Genomic DNA, 26,935 nt, shown 5'->3' on the forward strand with positions numbered 1-26,935 from the left:
TCGTGTACCGCCGGGTTCTCTGCACGCTGTCTGTTGATACTACCCGTCCGTTGATGCCATCCGCCTGCTGATACTACCCGCGTAGCCGCATGCGCGGTGCCCATATTTGATCCCCCCGACCTCTACACCTAGTTCCAGGAGGCAGAATGCCCGCCCAGCCCACCGGCGCCCCCGCACCCCGCGACGGGCGCATCCCCGCCAGCAGCGCGGCAGGATGCGAAACCCGCGACTTCAGCCTCTACGTACACATCCCCTTCTGCTCCGTACGCTGCGGCTACTGCGACTTCAACACCTACGCCACCGAAGACTTCGGCAACGGCATCGGCCTCGGCACCTACGCCGACGACGCCATCGCAGAAATCCTCTTCGCCGCCCGCACCCTCGAAACCTCCGGCGTCGCAAAACGCCCCATGCACACCGTCTTCTTCGGAGGCGGCACCCCCACCAAACTACCCGCCCGCGACCTCGTACGCATCCTGCAGGCAGCCATCGACGTATTCGGCCTCGTCGAAGGCGCAGAAGTCACCACCGAAGCGAACCCCGACTCCGTCACCCGCGAAGACCTGCAAACCCTCAAGGACGGCGGCTTCACCCGCGTATCCTTCGGCATGCAGTCCGTCGTACCAGAAGTGCTACAGGTGCTCGACCGCACCCACACGCCGTCGAACGTACCGAAGGTCGTCGCCTGGGCTAAGGAGGTCGGCCTGCAGGTGTCCGTGGACCTGATTTACGGTTCGCCGGGGGAGAGCCTGCAACAGTGGGAGCGCAGCGTACGCGCCGCAATCTCTTACGAACCGGACCATATTTCCGCCTACTCGCTGATCGTGGAGGACGGCACGAAACTTGCCGCACAGATTCGCCGCGGCGAATACACCATGCCCGATGAGGACCTCATGGCGGACATGTACCTGCTCGCCGAGGAGCTACTCACCGAAGCCGGCTACAACTGGTACGAGGTCTCCAACTACTCGCGCAGCGAGGACACCCGCAGCGACCACAACCTCGCCTACTGGCGCAACCAGGACTGGTGGGGCATCGGCCCCGGCGCGCACTCGCACGTGAACGGTACCCGCTGGTGGAACGTGAAGCACCCGGTGCCCTACGCGCAGAAGGTGCGTGCGGGGGAGTCCCCGGCAGCGGCACGCGAGGTGCTGGACGCCTCGACCCGCGCCTTCGAGACCATCATGCTCATGATTCGTGTGCGCGAGGGCCTGGCGATGCGCGAGCTACTCGCCGTGCACGACGAGGCGCAGTTGGGCGCGTCTCTGCGTTGGCTGGTTTCTCAAGCTCTGATTGAGCCTGACGCTTTAACCTCTCAGGCTGAACCTGACCCTGAAGCTCACGTGCGCCTGACCCTCAAGGGGCGCCTGCTGGGGGATGCGGTCACCCGTGAGCTACTTCCAGAAGTTCCTGGGGAGCACGAGGAGCACTAAGAAATACCTGCGTGATAAGGGGCTTTTCAGCTGGAGCTGCGTCTTGGCTCAGATCTGTCGTAGCTCCGCTTGAGCCTTGTCTCTACTGTCGCCTGTGTACGGCGTACACCCCGGAATCGCCGTAATATTTCGGTGATTTCGGGGCGTTTTTGTGGGTTCAGAAAAATTTTTAAAAAAATTTTCGGGGCTTTTTGGAGGAGTGTCAGGGGAGTACTAAACCTTACACGGGCGTGCTAATTGTTCGCATTTGTGCTGGACTAGCCGAAAGAATTTTCCACTCTCTCATACCACTTTTAGGGTGCGTATTTTTCGAATACTTTCCTGAGAAAAATTTTCCCAAAACACCCAATTTCAAGTTGTGGTTGAAGGTTACGCTGTGCCATAATAGGTCATGGCAGGACGGTATATGTCTAACAGCGTGTTCTCGTCTTTGCTGAAGTTGAGTGAATACGGTTGTGGGCTCCTGGTAACAGGGGCCCACGATCGTTTAACAACGATTATCTACAGCACCATTCGGTAGAGTTTGCGGCAATTCATGCACACTGGGCAAAGAAGCCCTGAGAGTAGCGCCTCCGCCAGTAGCCTCTAGAGCAGTAGTACTTAAACACTGAACGCCCCGCACACAACGTGCGGGGCGTTCATCGTCAAAGCTGCGCGGTTTAGGACCGGCAATTCTTAGGACTCTGCGGATTCTGCGTTCTCGGTGGAGTAGAAGCGGTCCAGCAGGCGCGGGTTAAAGCGGTAGCTGTACGGCTCACCGCGGTTTACCTCAATACCGGCACGCAGCGACGCAATAGCCATGAACAGCCACACGAGCGCGCCCAGAACCATAGCAATGTTGCCCATGCCGGGCAGGAAGGACAGCACCCACAGCACCACCAGAGCAATGGAGGGCAGGAGGGTGAAGTTCATCGCCTCGCGAGCTTCCTGCTCAGCGAAGGGCGCGTTATTGCGGCTGACGTAGAAAACCGCAGCGGAAGGGATGATGCCGAGAATACCGCCGAAGTGAGCGAGAGTCGCACGGTTGCGGTCCTGAATCACGCTAATCTTACGGGTTTTCTGAGGCCCGGTTGCCGGGCGAACATCGTTAGTCACGAAAATCCTGGTTCGATAGAAGTTTCTTGTGGCGATCACCTCAGCCGGTGGAAATACCCTCCGAAGAGGCAAATCGTTTAAGCGGCGGTGACCTAAGAGTGTAGTGATGTTGCGGCAAACCCCACAGGGGCAATGCCACACGCTCAACCATTGTACCGCTTTAGCGGGCAAAACCCACAGGATAATGCCCTCGCGGGAGAGGTTCTGAGCAAACTCACACTTGCGCCCGCAGACGGGGGCAGAATAACGGGTTGCGGGTGCGGTTAGGGTGGGGTTAGGCGTCCGGCTCGGTCAGAAAATCGATGAGCGATTCCACCGGGCCGAGCAACGTCGGATCCAGGTCGGAGTAGGAGTCAACGCGGGAGAGGATGTGCTTCCACGCCTGCGCCACATCCGCCTGCGTTTCGTGCGGCTGACCCAGACGACGCAGCGTACCCTTCTTGAAGTCTTCACCGTGCGGCACCTGCGGCCACGCCTTCAAACCCAACACTGAGGGCTTGACTGCCTGCCAAATATCGATGAACGGGTGACCCACGATCTTCACGTGCCCGGAGGCACCCGGTACAGCCAGCGCCTCCGCAACAATGCGCTGCTCCTTCGTGCCCTTAATCAGGTGGTCGACCAGAATACCCAGGCGGCGGCCCGGGCCCGGCGCGAACTCACGAATCGCACCGGCAAGATCATCCACGCCGTGCAGCGGCTCCACAACAATGCCCTCAACGCGCAGATCGTGGCCCCAGACCTTCTCCACGAGCTCGGCGTCGTGCAGACCCTCAACCCAGATGCGGGAGGCGCGCGCCACCCTAGCCGGGGCGTTCTTCACCGCGATAGAACCGGAGCGAGAAATCGTGCGCTTCGGCTCCTTCGCAGCCACCGGGGCGACAATCTCAACGGGCTCACCCTCAATGAGGTAGCCAGGTCCCAGCGGGAAGTTTTTCACGCGGCCCTTCGCGTCCTCGAGTCCGAAGAAGAGGGCACCGCCGATGCGTTCAGCCTTCACGACCTCACCCACCCAGCCGTTAATATCCTCAATGAGCAGGCCGCGGCGTAGCGGCACCTTACGCGGGGGCGGCGCCTGGCGGCTCATGCGGGCGGCGTTTAGGTCCTGGGCACCCCAGCCATAGGGGGAGTGGTGGGTACTCAACGTATTCTCCTTTGGGGCGGTAGGGGCAGCAGAGTCGGTAGGGCGGTGGCAGCGCCGGAACAGTTTAGAGAGAACCGGCAGGGGAACTAAAACAGGGTTCGAGCGCGCCGCAGATTAAGCGGATAGCGGGAGCGACCCCCATTCAGCCTAGCCATTGTATCGGGTCGGGGGTAGTATCCCCTAGAATTGATACGACCATTGTTGGCGGTGCACTCATCGAGCACCGCCATCGTCTCGAGAGGAAGGAAACGCATGAGCCACTACGATACTCTCGGCGTATCGAACGACGCCAGCCCCGAAGAGATCAAGAAGGCGTACCGAAAGAAGGCACGCCAGCTGCACCCCGACGTGAACCCCTCCGAGGACGCAGCCGAAGAGTTCAAGCGCGTCACCCTCGCCTACGAGGTGCTCTCCGACCCCGAAAAGCGTCGCAACTATGACACCACCGGCGACGAACAGGGCCGCGCAGGCTACCCCGGAGGCGGCGGCTACCCGGGCGGCGGATTCAGCGGCTTCGGCGGTTTTGAGGACCTGCTGAACATGTTCACCGGCGGCGCGGCAGGTGCCCGCGGCCCCGCATCCCGTATGCGTCAGGGCCAGGACGACCTGATTACCGTCTCCATCAGCCTGCAGGACGCCGTGTTCGGTGTTGAGAAGACCATTGAGCGTCGCTCCGCCGTGACCTGTAAGTCCTGTAACGGCGAAGGCACCGCAGAGGGCACCCAGCCCGAAACCTGCACCACCTGCTCCGGTCACGGTTTCATGCAGCGCCGTGTGCAGTCCATCCTCGGTACCGTCATGCAGCAGGTCGAATGCCCCGACTGCCACGGCTACGGCACCGTCATCAAGACCCCCTGCCCTGAATGCCACGGTCAGGGTCGCGTACGTGAAGACGTGCCGCTGACCTTCAACGTTCCCGCAGGCGTGCACGATCAGGCGCGTATCCGCCTGCGCGGCAAGGGCGAGGCAGGCCTGTACGGTGGCCCCAACGGCGACCTGTACATTGACCTGAACGTCAAGCGCGACAAGTACTTTAGCCGCGAGGGCGACAACCTGGTCACCACCGTGAACATCCCCATGGTTGCGGCGGCACTGGGCACCACCATTCCGCTGAAGACCTTTGATGGCGACCAGGAAGTTGCTATCCCCGCAGGCACTCAGAGCGGTGACGTGATCACCCTCAACGGCCTGGGCGCAACCGTGCTCGGCACCGAGCGTCGCGGCGACCTGCTGGTGCGTATCCAGGTGATCACCCCCACCGACATGACCGAAGAACAGCGTGAACTGCTGCGCCAGTTCGCCGCCCTGCGCGGTGAATCCCTCACCGAGGGTTCGCAGGTCAAGCACCGCGGTGGTCTCTTCTCCCGCCTGAAGGACCAGTTCAAGTAGGATTCCTACACCAATCTGAGGATGCGGCGGGTGCGGTACTCAACCCGCACCCGCCGCATTCCTGTTAGTACCGCGCTGCGCGCGCCCGCGCTAAGCTGCACACCTATTTCACACTTCACCCACACTACCCACGCTTTCAGCCCGCACCTCAAGGAGAACCATGAGCGCCCCCATCTTCTACATCAGCACGGAAGAATACGACGCACTCACCCTCGGCGCCACCTGTGCGCTCGGCGGCTCCGAAGGCAAGCACGCCCTCGTCAAGCGCCTTGAGCTCGGCGAACGCATCGACCTGGGTGACGGCACCGGCCGCCGCGCACTCGGTACGGTCGCCTCCATCAACGCGGACGGCGTGAGCGTGCAGGTGCAGGAGCTGCGCGAAGAACGCAGCGTGCCCTCCATCTACCTGGTGCAGGCGCTCGCGAAGGACGGCCGCGACCTGCTCGCCATCGAGACCGCTACCGAGCTGGGCGTGTACGGTGTGCTTCCGTGGAGTGCAGACCGCTCCATCGTGCGCTGGAAGGGGGAGCGCGCCTCCAAGGCACACACCAAGTGGCAGAACACCGTCACCGCCGCCGCGAAGCAGTCGCGCCGCGCGCTCATTCCCGAAGTGTACGACCTGTACAGCACCGCCGACCTGGTGGAGCTCATTGAAGAAGTAGCAGGCTCGGATCAGTCCGCCGCCGTGTTCATCCTGCACGAGCAGGCGACCGAACGCCTCAGCGCCCTGGCACGCAAGCTTGTCGAGGCGGAGAACCTGCCCGAAGAAATCTACCTGCTCGTCGGACCCGAGGGCGGCATCAGCGACCGCGAAGTGCAGCTCTTCACCGACGCCGGCGCGCAGCTGGCACTGCTCGGTGACGAGGTGCTGCGTTCCTCCACCGCCGGTTCTGCCGCCATGTGCACCCTGAACGTGGTGCTCGGCCGCTGGTAGAGCACCTCCGGTAGAGCGCCGCCGCTCAAGTCCAGCCGGTAAAACCGCCTGCTAGAACCCAGCTGATAGAGCCCACCCCGAGCGTGACACATCACGCACATCTATACTTGTAAATACATCACTAGCCAAGGAGCCCATATGACTACCTCCCGACCTCTATCAACCGCGCGCACCGTATCCTTCAAGAGCGCCGCAGAAATGATTGCCGTGCTCGGCCCGCAGGACGCGCACCTGGCAATTATCGAGGACTACTTCGAGCAGATTAGCCTGCGCCCCAAGGACCTGGACGTGCTCATCACCGGCCCCTCCGAGGCCGTGAACACCGCCGCTAAGCTGCTGAACGAACTGCGCGTGCTCTCCAGCCACGACACGCAGATTACCGTGCAGGTCATTCACCGCCTCATGGGCATGCTCGGCGACGAACTGAGCAACCCGGCGCACTCGCTGTCCACCAGCATCCTCTCCACCCGCGGAACCACGATTCGCCCCAAGACCATTAACCAGAAGAAGTACGTGGACGCTATCGACGCGAACACCGTCATCTTCGGCATCGGCCCGGCGGGTACCGGTAAGACCTACCTCGCCATGGCGAAGGCTGTGCAGGCGCTGCAGACCCACGAAGTGAACCGCATTATCCTCACCCGCCCCGCCGTGGAAGCCGGTGAGCGTCTGGGCTTCCTGCCCGGCACCCTCAACGAGAAGATCGACCCGTACCTGCGCCCGCTCTACGACGCACTGCACGACATGCTCGAACCCGAAACCATCCCCAAGCTCATGGAGGCGGGCACCATTGAGGTCGCACCGCTGGCGTACATGCGCGGCCGCACTCTCAACGACGCATTCATCATCCTCGACGAGGCGCAGAACACCACCGCCGAGCAGATGAAGATGTTCCTGACCCGCCTGGGCTTCGGCTCGAAGATGGTCATTACCGGTGACATCACCCAGATTGACCTGCCCGGTGGCGCCGCATCCGGCCTGAAGCAGGTGCGCAACATTCTGCAGGGCGTGGAGGATATTCACTTCAGCATCCTAGAATCCTCTGACGTGGTGCGACACACCCTGGTGTCGAACATTGTGTCCGCCTACGACCAGTGGGGCGAAGACCAGAAGGCAATGGAACGCAAGCGCAACCGCAAGGTCAAGCGCGCCACCATCGAGGCCGCAGCCGAGAAGCTGCTGGACCGCGCCGGCATCAACGGCGGCTCCGAAAAGAACGCCGAGCAGAACCCCGACAACGCACAGACCACCCCGGAAGGACGCTAAACGGTGGCAGAGATCGAATTCGACTGTGAAGAACCCGCAACCGGTGCCGACCCGGCAACCGACGCCTTCATCCGCGAATCTTTCGAAGCGGTAGACACCGAGGTGCTCACCCGCCTCGTCGAGCACGCCTTCAAGCGCATGCACCTTGCCGATGACACCTACCTGTCCATCGCCATCGTGAACGAAGACGAAATGGAACGCGTGCACATCGAGTGGATGGACCTGCCCGGCGCAACCGACGTGATGAGCTTCCCCATGGACGAGCTGGAACCGGGAACCCCCGAAAACCCCTCCAGCGGCATGCTCGGCGACATCATCCTCTGCCCGCCCGTCGCCGCACGTCAGGGCGCAGATGCAGGTCACAGCACCCTCGATGAGCTGTGCCTGCTCACCACCCACGGCATTCTGCACTGCCTCGGCTACGACCACGGCACCGCCGAAGAGGAAGCTGAAATGTTCGGCATTCAGCGCTCCATCCTCGAAGAGTTCCTGGGCCGCCCGGCACCGGTCGAAACCCGACACTAGGGGAGCGGCGTGGACATTCTACTCACAGCCCTCCTCGCCGTTCTCGCGCTCTGCCTGACCGTGGTCGCAGCAATCGCCGAAACCGCATTCACCTACCTGCCGCACAACGAGGCTGAGGAAGCGGTGGAGGCACACCCGGGCACCCTCGGCGCGCGCGTCCTGCAGCGCACCCTCGACGGCGACTCCGAGGCGTACACGCACCCGCTGCGCCTGACCCGCCTCATTGCCGCCGCCGCCGCGGTGCTCGCCACCATGACCTGCCTGCTGAACCTGGTTGAGGTGCACGCGCTCGCCGTCGTGCTGACCCTCGTAATCGTTGCGCTGGTGGGCTACCCGGTTCTGCACGTGCTGGCGCGTGCTCTGGGCCGTAACCGCCCGGTCGCGTCGATTCGTGTGCTGGCTCGCCCGGTGCACTACCTGTCGGTCCTGCTGAGCCCGGCGACCGGTCTGCTCGATAAGCTCAGTGTGCGCCTGGCACCGGAACGTTCCGCTGAAGCCCCGGTGGGCGTGTTCGACGAGGAGGAGCTGCGCGAGTTCCTGGACCGCGCCTCCGACGCTGAAACCATTGAGGACGACGAGGCGCAGATGGTGCAGTCCGTCTTTGAGATGGACGATACCCGCATCCGTTCGCTCATGGTTCCGCGTACCGACATGCTCACCGCCAGCCGTGACACCCCTCTGCGTGAGGCGCTGAGCCTGTTCCTGCGTTCGGGTTATTCGCGTATGCCGGTGATTGGTGATTCGAGCGATGAGATTCTGGGCGTGCTCTACCTGAAGGACGCGATGCGCGCCTTCATCCTGCATTCGGAGTCTCCGGAGGGTACCGCCCTGCCGACCGTGGTTGAGCTGATGCGTCCGGCTCGTTTTGAGCCCGAGTCGAAGCGCGCTATGGACCTGCTGCGTGAGATGCAGCGCGAGTCCACGCACGTGGCGATCATTGTTGACGAGTACGGCGGCACCGCCGGTCTGATTACCCTTGAGGATCTAATCGAGGAACTGGTCGGCGACATTTCTGATGAGTACGACCATGAGCGTCCCGAGTACACGCTGAACGATGACGGCACGTTCCGTCTCTCTGCCCGTCTGGGTATTGATGAGCTGGGCGAGATTTTCGGTCGTGAACTCGACGATGAAGATGTTGATACGGTGGGCGGTCTGCTCGCTAAGCATCTGGGTATGGTGCCGATTGTTGGTTCTGAGATTGAGATTGACGGCATTCATATTCGTGCGATTGGTTCGTCGGGCCGCCGCCACCAGGTGGATATGCTGCAGGCGTGGTATGAGCCGCCTCGTGATGAGCAGCAGAACGCTGAAGGTTCCCCGGCGTCCTTCCCGGAGCCTCATTCCCTGAACTCTGAGGCTGCTGACATTCTCACCGTGGATACTGACCCGCCCGCTGTGGCTGAGCCGCACGCGCATCCGGATCTTCCGGGAGATATTGCAGAGGCTGAACCTGCCACCGATACGCACGGCAACCGCTAGATACCGAACATAGATGCACAGCATCTTCCCTAACACGCTTTGAGTCGCCCCGCCCCGCCCAGAAAAGGCGCAGGCAGATGAGGCTGGCACCCCATACCCCGCCCGGGGTTTGACCCCGGGATTTAATAAGGAGAAACACATGGACCAGGAGTACGCCCCGCTCGATTTGAGCATGCTGGACTTGAGCACCCCGCTGCCGACCTACCCCGAGAATTTCCGCTCGGGCTTCGCGTCGCTGGTGGGCCGCCCGAATGCGGGTAAGTCTACTTTGACGAACGCTATGGTCGGTCAGAAGGTGGCTATCACCTCGAACCGTCCGCAGACGACCCGCCACACGATCCGCGGTATTGTGCACAAGGACGAGTACCAGCTGATTCTGGTGGACACCCCGGGTATTCACCGCCCCCGCACTCTGCTGGGTGAGCGTTTGAACGACCTGGTGGCAAGCACCCTTTCGCAGGTGGATGTGCTGGGCTTCTGCATTCCGGCGAATGAGAAGATCGGTCCGGGTGACCGTTACATTGCCTCGCAGCTGGTGGCGTCGAGCAATAAGCCGGTGGTTGCTATTGTGACGAAGGCTGACACTGTGAGCTCTGAGGAGCTGCGTGAGCAGCTGCTGGCTGTTGAGGCGCTCGGCGAGGAGGTCATGAGCGCTGAGCGTGCGGCTCGTGCTAAGCGTGCTGAGCATCGTGCGAAGAAGGGTAAGGGCCCCAAGGGTAAGGGCGGCAAGAATGATGCTGTGCCTTTCGCGAAGGGTTCGGGCCCTGCGGCTAAGCGCCGTGCCGGTGAGGTCGCTGAGCCGATGCCGGTTGACGGTAAGGGCGGCTGGGCTGCGATTATTCCGGTGTCTGCTGTGAAGCATTTCCAGGTGGATGCGGTTGCTGACCTGCTGGCGCAGTACACTCCGCTGTCGCCGCCGCTGTACCCGGAGGGTGAGTTGACCGATGAGCCGGAGGCAACCCTCATCGCGGAGCTGGTGCGTGAAGCCGCGCTGGAGGGTGCGCGCGAGGAGCTGCCCCACTCGATTGCTGTGACGGTTGAGGAGATGGAGTTCCGTGAGGGCCGCCCGGCGGATAACCCGCTGCTGGATGTGCACGTGAACCTGTTTGTCGAGCGTGAGTCGCAGAAGTACATCATTATCGGTAAGGGCGGCTCGAATCTGCGCAAGATTGGTACGAAGGCTCGTGAGCAGATTGAGGCGCTGCTCGGTACCCGCGTTTATTTGAATATTCATGTGAAGGTTGCGAAGGAATGGCAGTCTGACGCGCGTGCGTTGAACCGCCTGGGATTCTAGTAGCTTTCCTGAGCGCATCGCCCTGAGCGCATCGCCCCGGGAGGTTGCCCAGAGTGGTGGCCCCGAGAGGTTGCTCTGAGCGGCTACCCCGAGCGGTTACCCTTGGGGGCGGTCGCGCCTCCTTGTTTTCACCCGGTGGCTTGCAGAAATATGTGCATGCCTCCGGGTGAAACTTTTCACTCTCATTCGGCGCTCATAGGGAAGAGTGTTACTCTGAGAAAGCACTTGCTCACCGGCAGAAAGAGAAAAGGTATGCCCCAGGCACCTCGTTTACGAAGCACCGGTCGTCATATGCGCACGACGGTGATGACTTCAAACCGCAATAAGTGGATTGCTCTGCTTATTGCTTGCATGCTCGTCATTGTTGTTGGCTTTGGTGGCGTGGTGGCTCTGCGTATGCGCAATAATCTGCATACCCAGGAGCTGAACATCAGCAATTACAAGGACGGCCTGGAGAACGGCGCCTTGGACATTCTCGTGATTGGCTCCGATACCCGTAAGGGTAATAACGGGGCGTACGGTGATGAGGATGACCGCAATTCTGAGGCTCGCGCGGACGTGATGATGCTGCTGCAGATCAGTAAGGACCGTAAGAACGTGAGCGTGCTGTCGTTCCCGCGTGACTTGATGGTTGATGTTCCGCAGTGTACTGATCCTGAGACCGGCACCGTGTACCCGGCTGAAGAGAACGTTCAGATTAACGAGTCTCTGTCTCGCGGTGGTGCCGGTTGTACTGTGGCGACCATTAGTAAGCTGACCGGTGTGAATATTGACCACTTCATGTTGGTGGACTTTAACGCTGTGAAGGAGCTGTCGAAGGTTGTTGGCGGCGTTCAGGTGTGTGTGGACGCTCCGATTGATGACGAGTACAGTGGCCTGAAGCTTCCTGCGGGTACTTCCACTGTTGAGGGTGAGCAGGCTCTTGCGTTCTTGCGTAGCCGCCACGGCTTCTCGGATGGTTCCGATATTGGTCGTATTCAGGCTCAGCAGGGCTTCTTGTCTTCGCTGCTGCGTAAGGTGAAGAGCGAGGGTACTCTGTCGAACCCGGGCCGTCTGATTAACATTGCTGAGGCGATTACTCAGAACGTGACGGTGGATAAGGACCTGGGTAATATCAGCACTCTGGTGGGTGTTGGTGCGGCTCTTGGTGGCGTGGACCTGTCGAATGTTGTGTTTGCGACGGTGCCGACTGAGCCGTGGAGCCAGGACGCGAACCGTCTGCAGGTTTCTGCGGATGCTGCGAATGTGTTCCAGCGTCTGCGTGATGATAAGTCGCTGAAGGAGAAGGCTCCGGAGGCGCCGGCTACTGCAGCTGCTCCGGTTCAGCTCGATCGTACGGTTCCGGTGAACGTGTACAACGCGACCGGTCTGGATGGTCGCTCGGCTACGATTGCTCCGGTGATTGAGGGCCTGGGCTACTCGAATGTTACTCCGGGTACCTCCGCTAACCCGACGAACTTCACCACGGTCTTCTACTCGACCGGTTACGAGGCGGAGGCGAAGGAAATCGCCGCGAAGCTGAACGTGACCCGCGTGGTGGCGACTGAAGAGGTTCAGGGCGTGTCGGTGACGATCGGTACTGACTTCCCGTCCGGTGAGGCGATGGAGAAGCAGGAGGCTGCGATTGCGGGTAACGCGACCGGTCAGACTGCTGATCAGAACAAGTGCCAGACTGCTTTCGCCTACTAGGTTGTAGCTAGTAGAACCTAGTAGGGCACAGCGTAGATGCGTGAATATTGAGTGAAGGGGCGTAGCGCCAGAAATGGTGGCTGCGCCCCTTTGCCGTTAATTCTTTCCAGATGATGGACGGCGTCCCGTGTGCCCTGCCACCGCCTCCGGCGCCTGTGATAGCGTGGAGGCATGACTATTGACGGTGAGAGCATGCGCGGGGTTACCCGCCAGGCAGTGAACCTGCTGCTTATTCGCCGGAACGGGGCACGCTAGAATCTGCCGCAACCGTTCCGGCTTTTTGACGCGGCATCTCACCTTTGCATCCTTTCTGATGCACCGCCTTGACCACGGCTGCCGGGGACCGATACCCGGCACGGTACGAGCCCCACACTTGGGGTAGAGCGAGACGGACCAACCAACAGGAATTCATCATGAAAAACCACCAGAAGCCCAGCCCCATGCCGGTACACAAGTACCGCCCTTTCCACGAGCAGATTGTTGTTGACCTGCCGGACCGCACCTGGCCCGATAAGGTCATTGAGAAGGCTCCGCGCTGGTGCGCCGTGGATTTGCGTGACGGCAACCAGGCGCTGATTGACCCCATGGACACCGACCGTAAGCTTGCCATGTTCAAGCTGCTGGTGAAGATGGGTTACAAGGAAATTGAGGTTGGTTTCCCCTCGGCGTCGCAGACTGACTTTGATTTTGTGCGTACTCTCGTTGAGGACGGCCACATCCCTTCGGACGTGACCATTCAGGTTCTGGTGCAGGCGCGTGAGCACCTGATTGCCCGCACTTTTGAGGCGATTGAGGGCGCACCGCAGGCGATTGTGCACTTCTACAACTCGACCTCCGTTCTGCAGCGTCGCGTGGTGTTCAACCAGGATCAGGAGGGCGTGCTGGATATCGCCCTGCAGGGTGCGCGTCTGTGCCGCAAGTACGAAGAGCAGATGGTTTCTGATACTAAGGTCATTTACGAGTACTCGCCCGAGTCCTTCACCGGCACTGAGCTGGAGTACGCGGCTCGCGTGGTGAACGCTGTGGCTGAGGAGCTGGAGATTGGTCAGAACGGCCGCGAGCTGATTGTGAACCTGCCCGCTACCGTTGAGATGGCTACCCCGAACGTGTACGCCGACTCGGTCGAGTGGATGCACCGCAACCTGAACCACCGCGAGCACATTGTGCTGTCGCTGCACCCGCATAATGACCGCGGTACCGGCGTGGCTGCTGCTGAGCTGGGTTACCTGGCGGGCGCTGACCGTATTGAGGGTTGCCTCTTCGGTAATGGCGAGCGCACCGGTAACGTTGACCTGGTGACTTTGGGTCTGAACATGTACACCCAGGGTATTGATCCGCAGATTGATTTCTCTGATATTGACGGTATCCGTAAGACTGTTGAGTACTGCAACCAGTTGAAGGTGCACGAGCGTTCGCCGTACGGTGGCGACCTGGTGTTCACCGCGTTCTCTGGTTCTCACCAGGATGCTATTAAGAAGGGCTTTGAGGCTCTGGAGCGTACCGCTGCTGAGGCAGGTAAGACCGTGGATGAGGTGTACTGGGAGGTTCCGTACCTGCCGATTGATCCTCGCGATTTGGGTCGGACCTATGAGGCGATTATTCGTGTGAACTCGCAGTCCGGTAAGGGCGGTATGGCGTACCTGCTGAAGCAGGATCACGGTCTGGATCTGCCGCGTCGTGCGCAGGTTGAGTTCTCGAAGATTGTTCAGGCTCGTACTGACGCTGAGGGTGGCGAGATGACCAGCGAGAAGCTGTGGAACATCTTCGCGGATGAGTATCTGCCCGCTGCGGATCCGCAGAACCGTTGGGGTAAGTACCGTATTGAGTCGATTAATATTGATTCGGCTGATACCGGTGCGACGACTCTGCGTGTTGGTCTGAACATTGATGGTCACACGTACACTCGTTCTGCTTCGGGTACCGGCCCGGTGGATGCTCTGCAGAACATCCTGTCGGGCGAGGGCGTGGATATTCGCGTGATGGATTATTCGGAGCACACCATGTCGGCTTCGTCGACTGCTAACGCTGCTTGCTATGTTGAGGCTGCTGTTGGTTCTCGCGTGCTGTGGGGTATTGGCGTGGATAGCTCGACTACTCGTGCGGCGTTGAAGGCAATGATTTCGGCTGTGAACCGTGCGCTGCGTGATGAGCGCCAGGCGTAGGCGATAGCCGTACCTGCTTTGTGCGGGGTTTGCGGGTGACCGTTAACCGTGCATGATGTAGGGGGTGGGATGCATACTGGGAGTATGTATCCCGCCCTTTAGCTGTTTAATGTGCGCAGGTGTTGTGTGCATTGGCGGGCTGTGGGGCGAATAATCTGCAGGGAGGAACTCTCATGAAAAGCTACGCGATGGTGTTTAGCCCCGTTGATGAGGCGGGCACCGATTCTTCTGCTCGTGCCTGGAATTATGAGCTGCGCGGTGGTAATGATACTGCTCTGCCTGCCGATTCTGCTCGGGTGTGGGAGGCCGGCTGGGTAGGTTCGACTGGTCCCGGTATTGAGCAGGATCAGTGGCCGCGCAGCACGTTTACCGGTTTGCCGATGCAGCATATTTTTACGGTGAGGTTGCCGGAGGAGTACCTGCCGGATGCGCAGAAGTATCCGGGTGTGGTGGCGTTCTCGTTCTTCGCTGGTGATGGCCAGTTCGCTGAGGATGAGGCGACTGAGGGTGTTGCTAATGTTGCAAGTGATGACCCGTTTGAGGTGCAGTATGCGCAGGCTCGGGTGCATCCGTATCAGCTTCTGTTGCGCGATATTTTAGATGCCGAGTTTGCGGTGTTGTACCTGAATGAGGAGGAGTTCTCCTCCCGCACACAGCCGCCTGAGGATGTGCGCCGTCCCGGTGAGCATCGTGGTGAAGAGGAGAGCTTCAGTGCCTGGGCTTTGGCGGATCAGCAGCAGCCGTTGGCTCGTAAGCCTGCTCTGGTGGGGTGGGTTCCGACGGATGACCCGAACGCCGGTAAGGTCCCCAGTGATGTGTTTGAGAATGTTGACCCGGATACCGGTTATCTGAGTCCGTTCGATTGGGACGCGGAGGATTCGGCGTGGTTTGAGTGGGCTAAGCCGCTGATTGCGGTGGGCACTCACCTGGGCGGCACCCACTTTTATGCGCAGAGCCTGCCTGAGGGTATGACGGCTCGTTATATTGAGTTCGATGAGTTTGATGTGCTGAATTTTGGGTGCGGTAGCGCTGTTTTTGATTTTGAGACCGGTGTTTTTGACTGGTCATGCGGCTAGTACGCTTGCGCCGTTGACGTACCTTTGATGCGCCGGAGAGCGCGCATTTGAGGCATTCGCGCAGTGTCCTTGAGCCGCGGATGAACGGTGAATGCACCGCGGTGTACCGCCGGAACCGGAACCCTGAGCGTTTCACAGTGTGGACGGGGCGGTTTGCGGAGGTTCCACATCACCTTCGGCGAACCGCTCCGGGCGGGCGCGCCTCCTGTATCCTTGAAACCGTGGAATGGATTCAAGCAATTATTTTGGGCTTCGTTCAGGGCCTGACCGAATTTCTGCCGATTTCATCATCGGCGCATCTGAACATTGTTGGCCAAATCCTGCCGGAGAGGGCTGACCCGGGCGCCGCGTTTACCGCAATCACCCAGCTGGGTACTGAGACTGCGGTTCTGATTTTCTTCTGGCGCGATATTGTTCGCATCCTGAAGTCCTGGTTCGGATCCTTGACCGGCCGCGTACCGCGTAACGACCCGGATGCCCGCATGGGTTGGCTGATTATTATTGGCTCCCTGCCCATCGGCATTCTGGGCCTGCTGCTGGAAGACTACATTGACACCCAGTTCCGCAGCCTGTGGGTTGTGGCGACCATGCTGATTGTCTTTGCGGTGTTCCTGGGTCTTGCGGATCGTTTCGGTCGTGAGCAGCGTGAGCTAAAGGACCTGACGTTCCGTCACGGTATTCTGTACGGTTTCGCGCAGGCGCTGGCACTGATCCCGGGTGTTTCCCGTTCGGGCGGCACCATTACTGCGGGTCTGTTCATGGGTTACACCCGTGAGGCTGCGGCTCGTTACTCGTTCCTTCTGGCTCTGCCGGCAGTGTTCATGTCTGGTCTGTACAAGACGTTCAAGGTGTTCACTGGTGCTGAGGCGACCGGCTACTACGGTATCCCGTCGACGATTGTTGCGACTCTGGTCGCGTTCGTGGTGGGTTACCTGATGATTGGCTGGTTCCTGAAGTACGTGTCTTCGAAGTCCTACGGCATTTTCATTTGGTACCGCATTGCGCTCGGTATCCTGATTTTCGTTGGTCTGGGCACTGGCGTTCTGAACGCTACTTCTTCGGCGTTCTAAGGCTTTAGCCCTCAGCGTGATATGACATACCCGTCCGTGAGTTTCTCACGGGCGGGTATTCTTATTGGAGTAGATTTTTTGGCACCCGCATGCCTTGAGGTTGGGCGGCGGGTGTGGCGCGTCCACCGGTGTGGGCGTTTTTACGGAAAGGAAACCCATGCGAGCTTGGGATGCCCCCGCCTCTGTGACTTTGCCCGGTAAGGCTGCGCTGCCGCGTATTTTTGATACTGCGGCTGGTGAGATTGTTCAGGTTCAGGAGGATAAGGCGGCGAGCCTGTACGTTTGCGGTATCACCCCGTACGACGCGACGCATATGGGTCACGCTTCCACCTATGTTGCTTTTGACCTGTTGCACCGTGCCTGGCTGGATGCGGGCGTTCCGGTGACGTACGTGCAGAACGTGACCGATGTGGACGACCCGCTGCTTGAGCGTGCGACCGCCACGAATGTGGATTGGCGTGAGCTGGCTGAGGATCAGACGGAGCTGTTCCGCACCGACATGAAGGCGCTGAACGTGATTCCGCCGGCGCACTATGTGGGTGTGGTGGAGTCCATTGAGTGGCTGTTCCCGCTGATTGAGGACCTGTTCCGCCGCGGCCTGGCGTACCGCGTGCCCGGTTTCACGGACGAGCAGGGTGTGGTGCATCCTGATGGTGACGTGTACCTGGACTTGAAGGCTGTGCGTGAGCTGCCCGCGAACGCTGAGGGCTACTCGTGGGAGCCGGGCGAGGTCTGCCACCTGACCCGTGACGAGATGCTGGAGATTTTCGCTGAGCGCGGCGGCGACCCGAACCGTGCCGGTAAGCGTGATGCGTTGGATCCGCTGCTGTGGCGTGTTGAGCGTGAGGGCGAGCCGAGCTGGGATGCCGGCGAGCTGGGCGCGGGCCGCCCCGGCTGGCATATTGAGTGCACGATGATTGCCCGCCGTTTTGTGGATGGTTCGCTGACCGTTCAGGCGGGCGGTAACGACCTGACGTTCCCGCACCACGACCTGGGTGCGGGCCATTCGTGGGCTGTGTCTGCGCGCCCGCACGCTAAGCATTACGCGCACACCGGCATGGTCGGTTTGGACGGCCACAAGATGAGCAAGTCCCGCGGCAACCTGGTGCTGGTTTCGCGTCTGCGCGCAGCCGGTGAGGATGCGAACGCGGTGCGTCTGGCGATTATGGGTCAGCATTACCGTTCGGATTGGTTCTGGACTGATGAGCTGCTGGAGCACGCGAAGGCTCGCCTGGATACCTACCGTCATGCGGTGTCGGTGGCTGAGGGCCGTGAGGGTTCTGAAGGTGTCACCGATGAGGCGGCGGTTGAGCTGCTGGCCGCTGTGCGTGAGGCGCTCGGTGAGGACCTGAACGCTCCGGCGGCGTTGGCGGCTGTGGATGCGTGGGCTGTGAAGGCTCTGGCGGACACCACCGTCGGCGGTGGCGCGCTGGTGCGTGACATCCTGGCGGCACGCCTGGGCGTGGTCCTCTAAGATGGCTTCGTCGGTTATGGAGGAGCTGTACGCTCTTCGCCCGTACGACCGTGAGACGGTCGATGCGCTCGCCTCAGAGATGTTAGCTGAGGCTCGCGCATACGAGGCGCAGGAGGAAGCGTAGGGCTTCTGAGAGCAATAAGGGGTGGGTGACTCTGGAATAGTCCAGAGTCACCCACCCCTTTGTATTTAACCGGTTGTAGAACCTGATAACTGATGCTGCTCTTCAGTGACTAGTCGTGAGCGGCTAGTCTTCGGTGTCTACAAATTCCTCGCGGAAAATCTGTTCACCGGCGAGAACCTCATCAAGGAGTTTCTCCTGAGCGGGTTCCAGATGCACCAGGTGCGTAAGAGTGTAGAGCAACCGCTCATACTCTTCGCTCCAAGCTTCCGGCCATTCTCGCTGAACAATATCGTTGAGCGAGGAGCTACGGCGTACTACCGGCTTCTTAAGACGGTACTTAGCCCACAGACCCAGCACCTGGTTACCGCCGACTGTGTAGTCGAAGACTCGTTTCTCTACGTTCTCACAGCGCGCCTGGCCGAAGGAGACGGTGCCCATTACGGGGCTGTTCTGTTCCTCAGAGAGGCTATTGACCGGATCGGGGGAGAAGCTGGGCTTCTTCTCCGGCATCGTCCTACCCATGTCTACCGTCGGGGTCGGCAGGGCGTAGTCTGCACCCTTGGGCACCTGGCGCAGGTTCTCCATGTCCGGTAGCGGCTCACCGCGCTCACCGTAGGTGTGCAACCACACAACCTGCTTGCCGAGCTGAACAGCGCGTTCCCAGAGCTCCGGGTCAGCGGTGAGAGGCACACGAATACCCGCCTGCTGGAGCGGCTCGTCAAAGGTGCGCACGTAGCCGGGGTGTCCGGTGAGCGCCGCCAGGTAGTAGACGAGGTCACCCGGGGCATTGTCACCGAAGCGTTCACGTAGCATTTGCGAGGCAGATTTGGTGAGGTTCGGGGTGCCGCCAGTCGTTAGTGTTGGATGAGCACGACCACCACGATTATTGAAGGCATTCATATCCGGGATGAGGGCATCGAAGTACAGCCCAGGTCCTGCTTGTGGGTGGCGTGCGTGCTGTTCCACAATAAAAATCTGCCCGGGAACGCGATGCTCCCATAGTTTGGGGCGGGGCATATCGGCAAGACGTGCATCAGCCAGAATATACTGTCGGTCAAAGGAGCGATACCCCACCTGCACAATATTCGGCGTATCAGGAATGAGCTCGCGTGCAATCTGGTCATTCAGACTTTCGAGACTTCCCTGGAATGTGTCTTTCCCAGGAAGCGGCTTCTTGCCCTCCGTAATTTTGGTATCACGCGTTTCTTTGAACCGTTCAGCACGTACTTCTAGATCATTACCTTCGATGAGTTCCGCCCAGCGTTCCTGTAGTACGCTCTCCGAGGGAGCATAAACCCAGGTCTTATTAGGTTTCACACCGGGGAAGCAGCTGGCATAGAAATCAGGCAATTCAGGGTAGCTATCCCAGTCACCACCCGCTTCGGGAGCGAATTTATCGCCCCAGCCAGAACGCGCCGGTTCAAACTCTGCACCGTCCAGGTCGAGAGTAGCAAGAGCCTGCATTTTCTCCGCAAAGGTACCGTGCAGGGCAACGTAGCGAATATCTGCGGGGGTTTCCTCATCGGTATTTTCTTCACGCAAAAACAGGGCAATAGACACCGGAGTCTCAATAGCAAAGACAGCGTTCTTTGCTGGCGGGCGCTTGCCCTCGGGGGTCACGTTAATAATCCATCCGCGGCTGGAGGAACGGCGAATGTACTCACGCATACCCGCAAAACCGGGCCCGTGCAGATAACCGTCTGCGGTAATAAAGCAGACCACACCCGCACGCTGAGCACTATCGGGCTGACCCTCCAGAGCACGGAAAGAATCTTCAAAAACCTTCCAGAAAGCCCAGCGCCAGAAGTAGACGTAAAGGTTCTTCAACACGTACTCATACTTACCCATACCCGGTGCACGGAAGTCATCCAGAATGGGGGAGGCAACATCGGGAGAGCGGAAGCCCGACTCCACCCAGCCGCCCATTCCCTCCGCCTTATCCTTATACGGCGGGTTACCAATGCACACCTGAATGGGTACCTCACGCTTCACCCTAGTTGCTTTATTCGACAACTGAGAAAGCAGACGCAGAGTATTACCGTTCACCGGCTTCTGCTTAGCGTAGGGGTCGCTCAGAGTATCCGCCACATAGAGATTCAGGCCGTCCTCAGGAACGTCACCACCCATCTCCCTAAGAGTCTGGTTCAGGCGAAGCTCAGCCACAGAGAAAGGACCCGACTGCAACTCAAAACCGTACAGGTTATTAGCCAGACGATTCAGAGCACGAGTACGCGCGGCGGGAGCCAGGCTTTCTGTCTTCGCTACCTGATGCATCACCGATAGAGGATAGGTGCCGGTACCCATCGCCGGGTCAATCACGGACACACCCTCACTCGCCAGACCGTGCTCCTTGCCCAGATAGGTGCGCAGAGCGTCATCCACCAGGCGTACCATCTGGTCCACCACCTCAACGGGGGTGTAGTAGCTACCGGTCTTCTTACGCTGTTCCGGGTTATAGACCTTCAGGAAGTGTTCGTAGAGGTGCAGATACACATCTGACTTGCCGCCAGAAATATCAGACCAGGAGGCGGCACCCATGACACGCACAATCACGGCTAGAGCGTTATACAGGGAGCTCTTCTCATCCAGATGCTCGGTCAGCAGACCCAGCGCATTACCCAGCAGACCGTGCTGAGAACGCAGACGACCCGCCATAGTCGAGAACGTCTCAAGGCTCAGGTCGTGACCCTCCGAGAGAGCAACCACCAGTGAGAACACCACCGTCTGCGCAAAGCTATCGGCAAACTCTTCATTACTGGTACTCGGGGCGAGAGTATCACGCCAATCCTTACGCAAACCCACCAGCGGGGGAGGAATCACAAAATCTTCCTCGCCCTTCTTCTTAGCTTTCGCCTGCTCCGCTTTATAGGTCTTCTCCTGCGCGGAAAGACCCAAAAGCATCTCTTCACGCAACAAAGCCGCAAGGGGAGCGAGAGTTTCCACCAACTGGTCGGCACTCGTAATCGGGGCGGGAACCCAACGCAAAAAGTTGAGGAAGAACGTCGCCAGAGCATCCGGTGCGCTCAGCGTGCCATGGCCGCTAAAAGAACCATGCATATGCACCGCGTCGTACCCGGTGCTCGTCAGCACCGGTTCGCCATAACGATACAGGCGCCATTCCGTGCCGTTAGTGTACAAAAGGTTAGGAAGGTTGCGCAGGCGCTGCCACTGCTTATACTCGTGGCTCTTCTTAGCGAAAGAAGCGGGGTCAATGTTCTTACCCGGAGCCTTAAGCTCCACATAGCCAGTCAAAACACCATCGACCATGATGGCGTAATCAGGGCGAACTAGACCCTCAGAAACTAGACCCCCCCCCCGCGGTTTTCAGCGAGGTTTCACGGACGGTCACAACCTTCATCGAATGCAAAGCGCCAAAGTCCTGCAACAGGGTAGCGACCGGGTTCGTCAGCTGAGCCTCCGGTTCACCATCCCCAACGCGCAGATTCTCCCGCACCTGCCTGCCGAACTCGGCAATTAGTGAGTTGAAATCAGTCACAATACTCTTTCCTTTGCCCCATATTCTTGGGCACTAAGGTGTTTCTGCCCGCCAAGGATTCTGGCGAACTCTCCTCAAGTCTAACCAAAAATGAGTACCGCTCATTGCTCAGTGGTCATCGCTCCATCCATGCCGTCGCCCTATCACGCTTGCGGGGGAACACGCCACAGCCGATTTGCAGACTCCGCTAAAATAGAAAAGGACTTTTTCCGTCCCGCGGTTCGCCGCAAAGCGCGAACAGCACAGACTGACCCAAACCCGAGGAGAATCACCCCGTGAGCAGCGGCACCCACACCCCCACCGGCGCAATCAACCGCCGCGGCCCCTTCCGCCCCGGCGAGCGCGTCCAGATCACTGACGAACGCGGCCGCATCACCACCATCACCCTCGCCGAAGGCGGCGAATACCACTCCCACAAGGGCTTCCTCAAGCATGACGACCTCATCGGCGCACCCGAAGGCACCGTCATCGCCAACACTCACGGCATCCTCTACCAGGCGCTGCGCCCCCTCTACAAGGACTTCGTGCTCTCCATGCCGCGCGGCGCAGCCGTCGTCTACCCCAAGGACGCCGCCCAGATCATCGTCAAGGCAGACATCTTCCCCGGCGCACGCGTCGTCGAGGCAGGCGTCGGTTCCGGTGCACTGTCCATCGCGCTGCTGCGTGCGGTCGGCGACTACGGTTGCGTGCACTCCTTCGAACGTCGTGAAGAGTTCGCAGACGTCGCCCGCGGCAACATCGAGACCATGTTCGGTGGACCCCACCCGGCGTGGAAGCTGAGCATCGGCGACCTGCAGGACACCCTGCCGCAGGTTGAAGAGCCCGGCAGCGTCGACCGCGTCGTACTCGACATGCTCGCACCCTGGGAGTGCCTGGACGCCGTAGCGGAGGCGCTCGCACCCGGCGGCGTGCTCATCTGCTACGTTGCGACCGTGACCCAGATGTCCCGCCTGGTTGAGGGCATGCGCCTGGACGGCCGCTTCACCGAACCCGAATGTGACGAAACCATTGTTCGCGGCTGGCACGTGGAGGGCCTGGCGGTCCGCCCCGACCACCGCATGGTGGCGCACACCGCGTTCCTGGTTGTGGCTCGTCGCCTGGCTGACGGTGCGGTACGCCTGGCACCGAAGCGTCGCGCGTCCAAGACTGACTTCTCTGAAGAGGATATGAACGCGTGGATTCCCATGAACGTGGGTGAGCGTGAGGTGACCGATAAGAAGATTCGCCGCGCCGCACGCGATGCGAAGAACCTCGCCGCTCACGCCGCACGCGCGAACGAGATTGCGCTGGAACAAAACGGTACCGCGCAGAACGCCATGGAGTCTGAGCAGAACAACGGCGCAGCAGCTGAGGCGACTGAATCTGCCGAATAATTTGAACCACTGACCTGCGGGGGCACGGGCGTTGCCTGGAGCCCCCGCAGTGCACTCACCGGGCTACCCGCACCGCCCATTACGCGCCGGGGAGCCTACCACACAGGACGAACAGCTAAAGGAGCTACCGTGTCCACCCACGAATCTGCAGATCAGGCAGGAACCCCCCAGTACGGCACCGCCCATAGTGCAGCCAGCGCGGCACCGCACTACTCGGCTGCTTTCGGGGCGACCTCCCTGCCCGGCAGTCAGCCCGTCAGCGCGCAGGAGTATGACGCCGTGCTGCGTCGACTCTCCGCGGCGGAGGCAACCCGCGACAATATGAGCCGACAGATTCGTGGTGCGGGGGAGAAGAACCGCAAGCTCGTTGAGGCAATCACCAGCATGCGCTACCAGGTGGAGCGTCTGCGCGCCTCCCTGTCGCAGAACGTCATGCCGCCGCTGAATTCGGCGATTGTGCTGGCGGTGCATGAGGGGCAGACCATGACCTACGAGCAGGTCGCAGACGATAAGACCCCCGCCGAGATTGACACCTACCTGGACGTTCAGGTGAGCGGCCGTATGATGCGTATTCCCGTATCCCCGCTCATCGACCTGTCCACGCTGACCCCCGGCATGACCGTGCTGCTCAACGACAAGACGGAGGCGGTGCTCGCCCTGGACACCGAACCCTTCGGTGACGTGGTGACCGTGCGCGAGGTGCTGGATGAGCAGCGCGTGCTGGTTGATACGTCCTCGGGTGCTCAGCAGGTGGCGCGTGTGGCTGGTTCCCTCGACATTGAGCAGCTGCGCACCGGCGACGCGGTCACCCTCGACACGCGCACCCGCATGATTACCTCGCAGGTGCCCGCCTCCCGCTCGCAGGAGCTGGTTCTGGAAGAGATCCCGGACGTCACCTACGAGCAGATTGGTGGCCTGGGCGCGCAGATTGAGCAGATCCGCGACGCGGTGGAGCTGCCGTACCTGCACCCCGAGATTTTTGAGCGCTACCACCTGGCGCCGCCCAAGGGCATTCTGCTGTACGGTCCTCCCGGTAACGGTAAGACCATGATTGCTAAGGCTGTGGCGAACTCCCTGGCGGCTCGTGCGGCTGCGCTGAACCCGGGTTCGGCTACTCGCGGCTACTTCTTGAACATTAAGGGCCCCGAGCTGCTGGATAAGTTCGTCGGTGAGACGGAGCGCCAGATCCGCGATATTTTCGTTGCCGCCCGTGAGAAGGCGGAGGCGGGTCACCCGGTCGTCGTGTTCTTTGACGAGATGGAGTCGCTGTTCCGTATGCGCGGTTCGGGTCGTTCCTCCGATATTGAGACGACCATCGTGCCGCAGCTGCTCGCCGAAATTGACGGTGTGGAGTCGCTGCAGAACGTCATCGTCATTGGTGCGACCAACCGTGAAGACCTCATTGATGCCGCGGTGATGCGCCCGGGCCGACTCGACCTAAAGATTCGCATTAACCGCCCGGATGCCGCCGGTGCGGCAGAGATTTTCGGCCTGTACCTGACCGAGGACCTACCCCTGGACGCTGCGGAGGTGGCAGCCGCCGGCTCGACCCGCGCCGCCCTGACCGCGATGATTGCGGCGGCGACAGGTCAGCTGTACGCGCGCACCCCCTCCACGGCATACGCTGTGGCGACCGTGGATTCTTCCATGGTCGTTGGTTCTGGCGCGAGCGCGAACCTGTCCACTCACACGCTATACCGCGGCGATTTCGCTTCGGGTGCGGTGATTCGCAATATTGTGGACCGCGCGAAGAAGGCGGCGATTAAGGAGCAGCTGCAGGCGCTGACCACCGGCGCGGACGCTTCGAGCGTGGGTATTGGTACCCGCCACCTGCTGGAGGCGGTACGCGCCGAGTTTGAGGATCAGGTGGACTTGCCGCCGCTGCCCGATATTGAGGATGCGCTCACCGTCGCCGGCGTGCGTGGCCGTCTGGTGTCGGTGGAGCCGCCGCGCTAAACCGCGCTACAAGCATGAGCCGGGCGGCGCTCACCGCGCACTCAGCCCACACCGCGCGCTTATCCCGCACTAACCTCAGTATTACCGCAGGTCCAGAGCCTTTAGATGGTATAGAACTTTTCAGGAGAACCCCATGAACTCCACCCCCAGCTACGGCGTGCATCGCATTATGGGTGCCGAAACCGAGTACGGCGTCATCGCCCCCTCCGCGCCGGGCACCAACCCGACCGTGCTGTCCGCACTGGTGGTCAACACCTACGCCAAGCTTGCGTTCCGCCGCGGCGCCGCTTTCCGTGAGCAGCTACAGCGCCGCGCCCTGGCGGATGAGCTGACCGCCGAGCAGGTACGCCAGGCAGAGAACTACTCGACTGCCACCCCGGAAGGTCAGTGGCTGGGTGAGTCCGAGTCGCCGCTGCGTGATGCCTTCGGGCAGGTTCAGGACGCCTCCACCGCCCACTCGAGCCAGATGACGCACACCCGCACCGAGCTGACCAGCGAAGATATCGCCCTGGAGATTATGCGTGAGGCGGGTGTTCAGGCACCGGGTGAGCCCGCCGAGCCGCGTAGCGCACTGGATGCGCTCGCCGGTGTGCACGGTCGCGGTGGTTTCCCGGAGCGCCTGGATTGGGATCGCGTGACCATGAACGCGATTCTGCCCAATGGTGCGCGCCTGTATGTGGATCACGCGCATCCGGAGTATTCGTCGCCGGAGGTTCTGACCCCCGCCGATGCGGTGCTCTATGACGCTGCCGGTGACGCGCTGGCGTACGAGTCGCTGGTGGAGCTGGGCAACCACGCGCAGGATTTGCCGCAGGTGAAGCTGTACAAGAACAACACCGACTCGAAGGGCCAGTCGTACGGCGCCCACGAAAACTACCTGATCAGCCGTGATGTTCCGTTCGAGCAGGTTGCGGATGCGCTCCTGCCGTTCTTTGCAACCCGCGCGATTTTTACGGGTGCAGGCCGTGTGGGTATTGGTACGCACGGTGAGGTTCCGGGTTTTCAGATTAGTTCGCGTGCTGATTTCTTTGAGCGCACGATTGGTCTGGAGACCACGATTCGCCGCCCGATTGTGAATACGCGCGATGAGCCGCATGCGGATGAGTCGAAGTACCGCCGCCTGCACGTGATTCCGGCGGATGCGAACATGTCGCACTATTCGAACCTGTTGAAGTTTGGTACGGCGGCGCTGGTGATGAACCTGATTGAGTCTCATAGCAAGCAGCATCCGGTGTTGCCGGGTGTGCGCCTGTCCGATCCGGTGGCGGCGATGCACGCGGTCAGCCACGATTTGTCGCTGTCGGTTCAGCTGCCGTTGGCGCCGTCTTCGGCAACCCTGCCGAACCCGGTGTCCACGAGCGGTTCGGCGAGCGCCCTGCAGATTCAGCGCGCCTACTATGAGGCATCCCGTGCGCATGAGGAGTCGAACCCGGCGGGTGTGGATGCTGCGACCGCGCAGATTCTTGATTTGTGGGGTGAGGTTCTGGATGCTCTGGAAACCAACCCGCTCTCGCTGACGGATCGTCTGGATTGGGTGGCGAAGTATGCGCTGGTGCGCGGCTATGTCGCTCAGGGCGTAGATTATGCGAATCCGAAGTTGAAGGCGTTGGATTTGCAGTACGCTGATATTGACCCGTCGAAGAGCCTGTATCACCGTCTGGTGGCGCGTGGCCGTATGCGCACGCTGTTCTCTGCCGAGCAGGTGGAGCGTGCGACGACTGAGCCGCCGCGTGAGACGCGTGCGTTTTTGCGTGGCACGTTGATGGCGCGTTGGCCGGAGGAGATTCTCGGTATTAACTGGGATACGGTGTCGTGCCGTGGCCGCTATTCGAAGGATCTGACTCGTTTTACGATGATGGAGCCGACCCGGTACGGTGCCGCCGAGGTGGAGCCGCTGCTGGATGAGGTGAACCATTCGGATGAGCTGCTGAACCGCCTGCGCTAGTACGCTAG

The 26,935-nt window shown here is 60.6% G+C and carries 20 protein-coding genes; 16 read left to right on the forward strand and 4 right to left on the reverse strand.

What is annotated here, in order from left to right; all coding sequences use genetic code 11:
* Positions 1-146: 146 nt before the first annotated feature.
* A complete protein-coding gene (gene hemW / locus RQ593_RS02680) occupies positions 147-1,433 on the forward strand; it encodes a radical SAM family heme chaperone HemW (protein ID WP_311449748.1) in 1,287 nt (428 codons plus the stop codon).
* A 675-nt stretch (positions 1,434-2,108) separates the two neighbouring features.
* Here hemW and RQ593_RS02685 read toward each other — a convergent pair.
* Both RQ593_RS02685 and RQ593_RS02690 read right to left on the reverse strand, forming a co-directional pair.
* On the reverse strand, positions 2,109-2,528 hold the full coding sequence (locus tag RQ593_RS02685; protein ID WP_311449749.1) for a DUF4870 domain-containing protein: 420 nt from the start codon (positions 2,526-2,528) through the stop codon (positions 2,109-2,111).
* Between the two features lie 274 nt (positions 2,529-2,802).
* Positions 2,803-3,672, reverse strand: a complete 870-nt coding sequence (locus tag RQ593_RS02690; RefSeq protein ID WP_311449750.1) for a DUF3097 domain-containing protein — start codon at positions 3,670-3,672, stop codon at positions 2,803-2,805.
* A 252-nt stretch (positions 3,673-3,924) separates the two neighbouring features.
* On the opposite strand from RQ593_RS02690, the gene dnaJ reads away from it, so the two are divergent.
* The 12 genes from dnaJ to RQ593_RS02750 all read left to right on the forward strand — a co-directional run bounded on the left by dnaJ (position 3,925) and on the right by RQ593_RS02750 (position 18,157).
* Positions 3,925-5,061 (forward strand): molecular chaperone DnaJ, encoded by a 1,137-nt coding sequence (dnaJ, locus tag RQ593_RS02695; RefSeq protein ID WP_311449751.1) that lies wholly within the window; start codon positions 3,925-3,927, stop codon positions 5,059-5,061.
* A gap of 160 nt (positions 5,062-5,221) precedes the next feature.
* Positions 5,222-5,995, forward strand: coding sequence for a 16S rRNA (uracil(1498)-N(3))-methyltransferase (locus RQ593_RS02700; RefSeq protein WP_311449752.1), 774 nt, complete (start codon positions 5,222-5,224; stop codon positions 5,993-5,995).
* 138 nt (positions 5,996-6,133) lie between these two features.
* On the forward strand, positions 6,134-7,261 hold the full coding sequence (locus tag RQ593_RS02705) for a PhoH family protein (RefSeq protein ID WP_070600110.1): 1,128 nt from the start codon (positions 6,134-6,136) through the stop codon (positions 7,259-7,261).
* A gap of 3 nt (positions 7,262-7,264) precedes the next feature.
* Positions 7,265-7,786: an rRNA maturation RNase YbeY gene (ybeY, locus tag RQ593_RS02710; protein ID WP_005505992.1), complete on the forward strand. Its 522-nt coding sequence runs from the start codon at positions 7,265-7,267 to the stop codon at positions 7,784-7,786.
* 9 nt (positions 7,787-7,795) lie between these two features.
* On the forward strand, positions 7,796-9,268 hold the full coding sequence (locus tag RQ593_RS02715) for a hemolysin family protein (RefSeq protein WP_311449753.1): 1,473 nt from the start codon (positions 7,796-7,798) through the stop codon (positions 9,266-9,268).
* 139 nt (positions 9,269-9,407) lie between these two features.
* Positions 9,408-10,562, forward strand: a complete 1,155-nt coding sequence (locus RQ593_RS02720; protein WP_311449754.1) for a GTPase Era — start codon at positions 9,408-9,410, stop codon at positions 10,560-10,562.
* A gap of 252 nt (positions 10,563-10,814) precedes the next feature.
* Positions 10,815-12,251, forward strand: a complete 1,437-nt coding sequence (locus RQ593_RS02725; protein WP_311449755.1) for an LCP family protein — start codon at positions 10,815-10,817, stop codon at positions 12,249-12,251.
* 413 nt (positions 12,252-12,664) lie between these two features.
* Positions 12,665-14,413 carry a 2-isopropylmalate synthase gene (gene leuA, locus RQ593_RS02730; protein WP_311449756.1) on the forward strand — a complete coding sequence of 583 codons (1,749 nt, stop codon included), beginning with the start codon at positions 12,665-12,667 and terminating at the stop codon, positions 14,411-14,413.
* Positions 14,414-14,586: 173 nt separating this feature from the next.
* Entirely contained in the window at positions 14,587-15,489 is a 903-nt protein-coding gene (locus RQ593_RS02735; protein ID WP_311449757.1) for a hypothetical protein, read from the forward strand.
* 221 nt (positions 15,490-15,710) lie between these two features.
* Positions 15,711-16,559, forward strand: a complete 849-nt coding sequence (locus RQ593_RS02740; RefSeq protein WP_311449758.1) for an undecaprenyl-diphosphate phosphatase — start codon at positions 15,711-15,713, stop codon at positions 16,557-16,559.
* A 157-nt stretch (positions 16,560-16,716) separates the two neighbouring features.
* Entirely contained in the window at positions 16,717-18,033 is a 1,317-nt protein-coding gene (gene mshC / locus RQ593_RS02745; RefSeq protein WP_311449759.1) for a cysteine--1-D-myo-inosityl 2-amino-2-deoxy-alpha-D-glucopyranoside ligase, read from the forward strand.
* A gap of 1 nt (position 18,034) precedes the next feature.
* Positions 18,035-18,157, forward strand: coding sequence for a hypothetical protein (locus RQ593_RS02750; RefSeq protein ID WP_311449760.1), 123 nt, complete (start codon positions 18,035-18,037; stop codon positions 18,155-18,157).
* Between the two features lie 123 nt (positions 18,158-18,280).
* On the opposite strand, the gene RQ593_RS02755 is transcribed toward RQ593_RS02750, so the two are convergent.
* Both RQ593_RS02755 and RQ593_RS02760 read right to left on the reverse strand, forming a co-directional pair.
* Entirely contained in the window at positions 18,281-21,409 is a 3,129-nt protein-coding gene (locus RQ593_RS02755) for a type ISP restriction/modification enzyme (RefSeq protein ID WP_311449761.1), read from the reverse strand.
* A gap of 43 nt (positions 21,410-21,452) precedes the next feature.
* On the reverse strand, positions 21,453-21,653 hold the full coding sequence (locus tag RQ593_RS02760) for a hypothetical protein (RefSeq protein WP_060824782.1): 201 nt from the start codon (positions 21,651-21,653) through the stop codon (positions 21,453-21,455).
* Positions 21,654-21,928: 275 nt separating this feature from the next.
* Here RQ593_RS02760 and RQ593_RS02765 point away from each other — a divergent pair, with 275 nt between their 5' ends.
* The 3 genes from RQ593_RS02765 (at position 21,929) to dop (ending at position 26,927) form a co-directional block, all read left to right on the forward strand.
* Entirely contained in the window at positions 21,929-23,026 is a 1,098-nt protein-coding gene (locus tag RQ593_RS02765; protein ID WP_070635206.1) for a tRNA (adenine-N1)-methyltransferase, read from the forward strand.
* Between the two features lie 129 nt (positions 23,027-23,155).
* Entirely contained in the window at positions 23,156-24,982 is a 1,827-nt protein-coding gene (gene arc / locus RQ593_RS02770; RefSeq protein ID WP_311449762.1) for a proteasome ATPase, read from the forward strand.
* Positions 24,983-25,115: 133 nt separating this feature from the next.
* On the forward strand, positions 25,116-26,927 hold the full coding sequence (gene dop / locus RQ593_RS02775) for a depupylase/deamidase Dop (protein ID WP_311449763.1): 1,812 nt from the start codon (positions 25,116-25,118) through the stop codon (positions 26,925-26,927).
* The last annotated feature ends 8 nt before the right edge of the window (positions 26,928-26,935 follow it).

It is taken from the genome of uncultured Rothia sp. (genome assembly GCF_963507905.1).
Lineage (GTDB): Bacteria > Actinomycetota > Actinomycetes > Actinomycetales > Micrococcaceae > Rothia.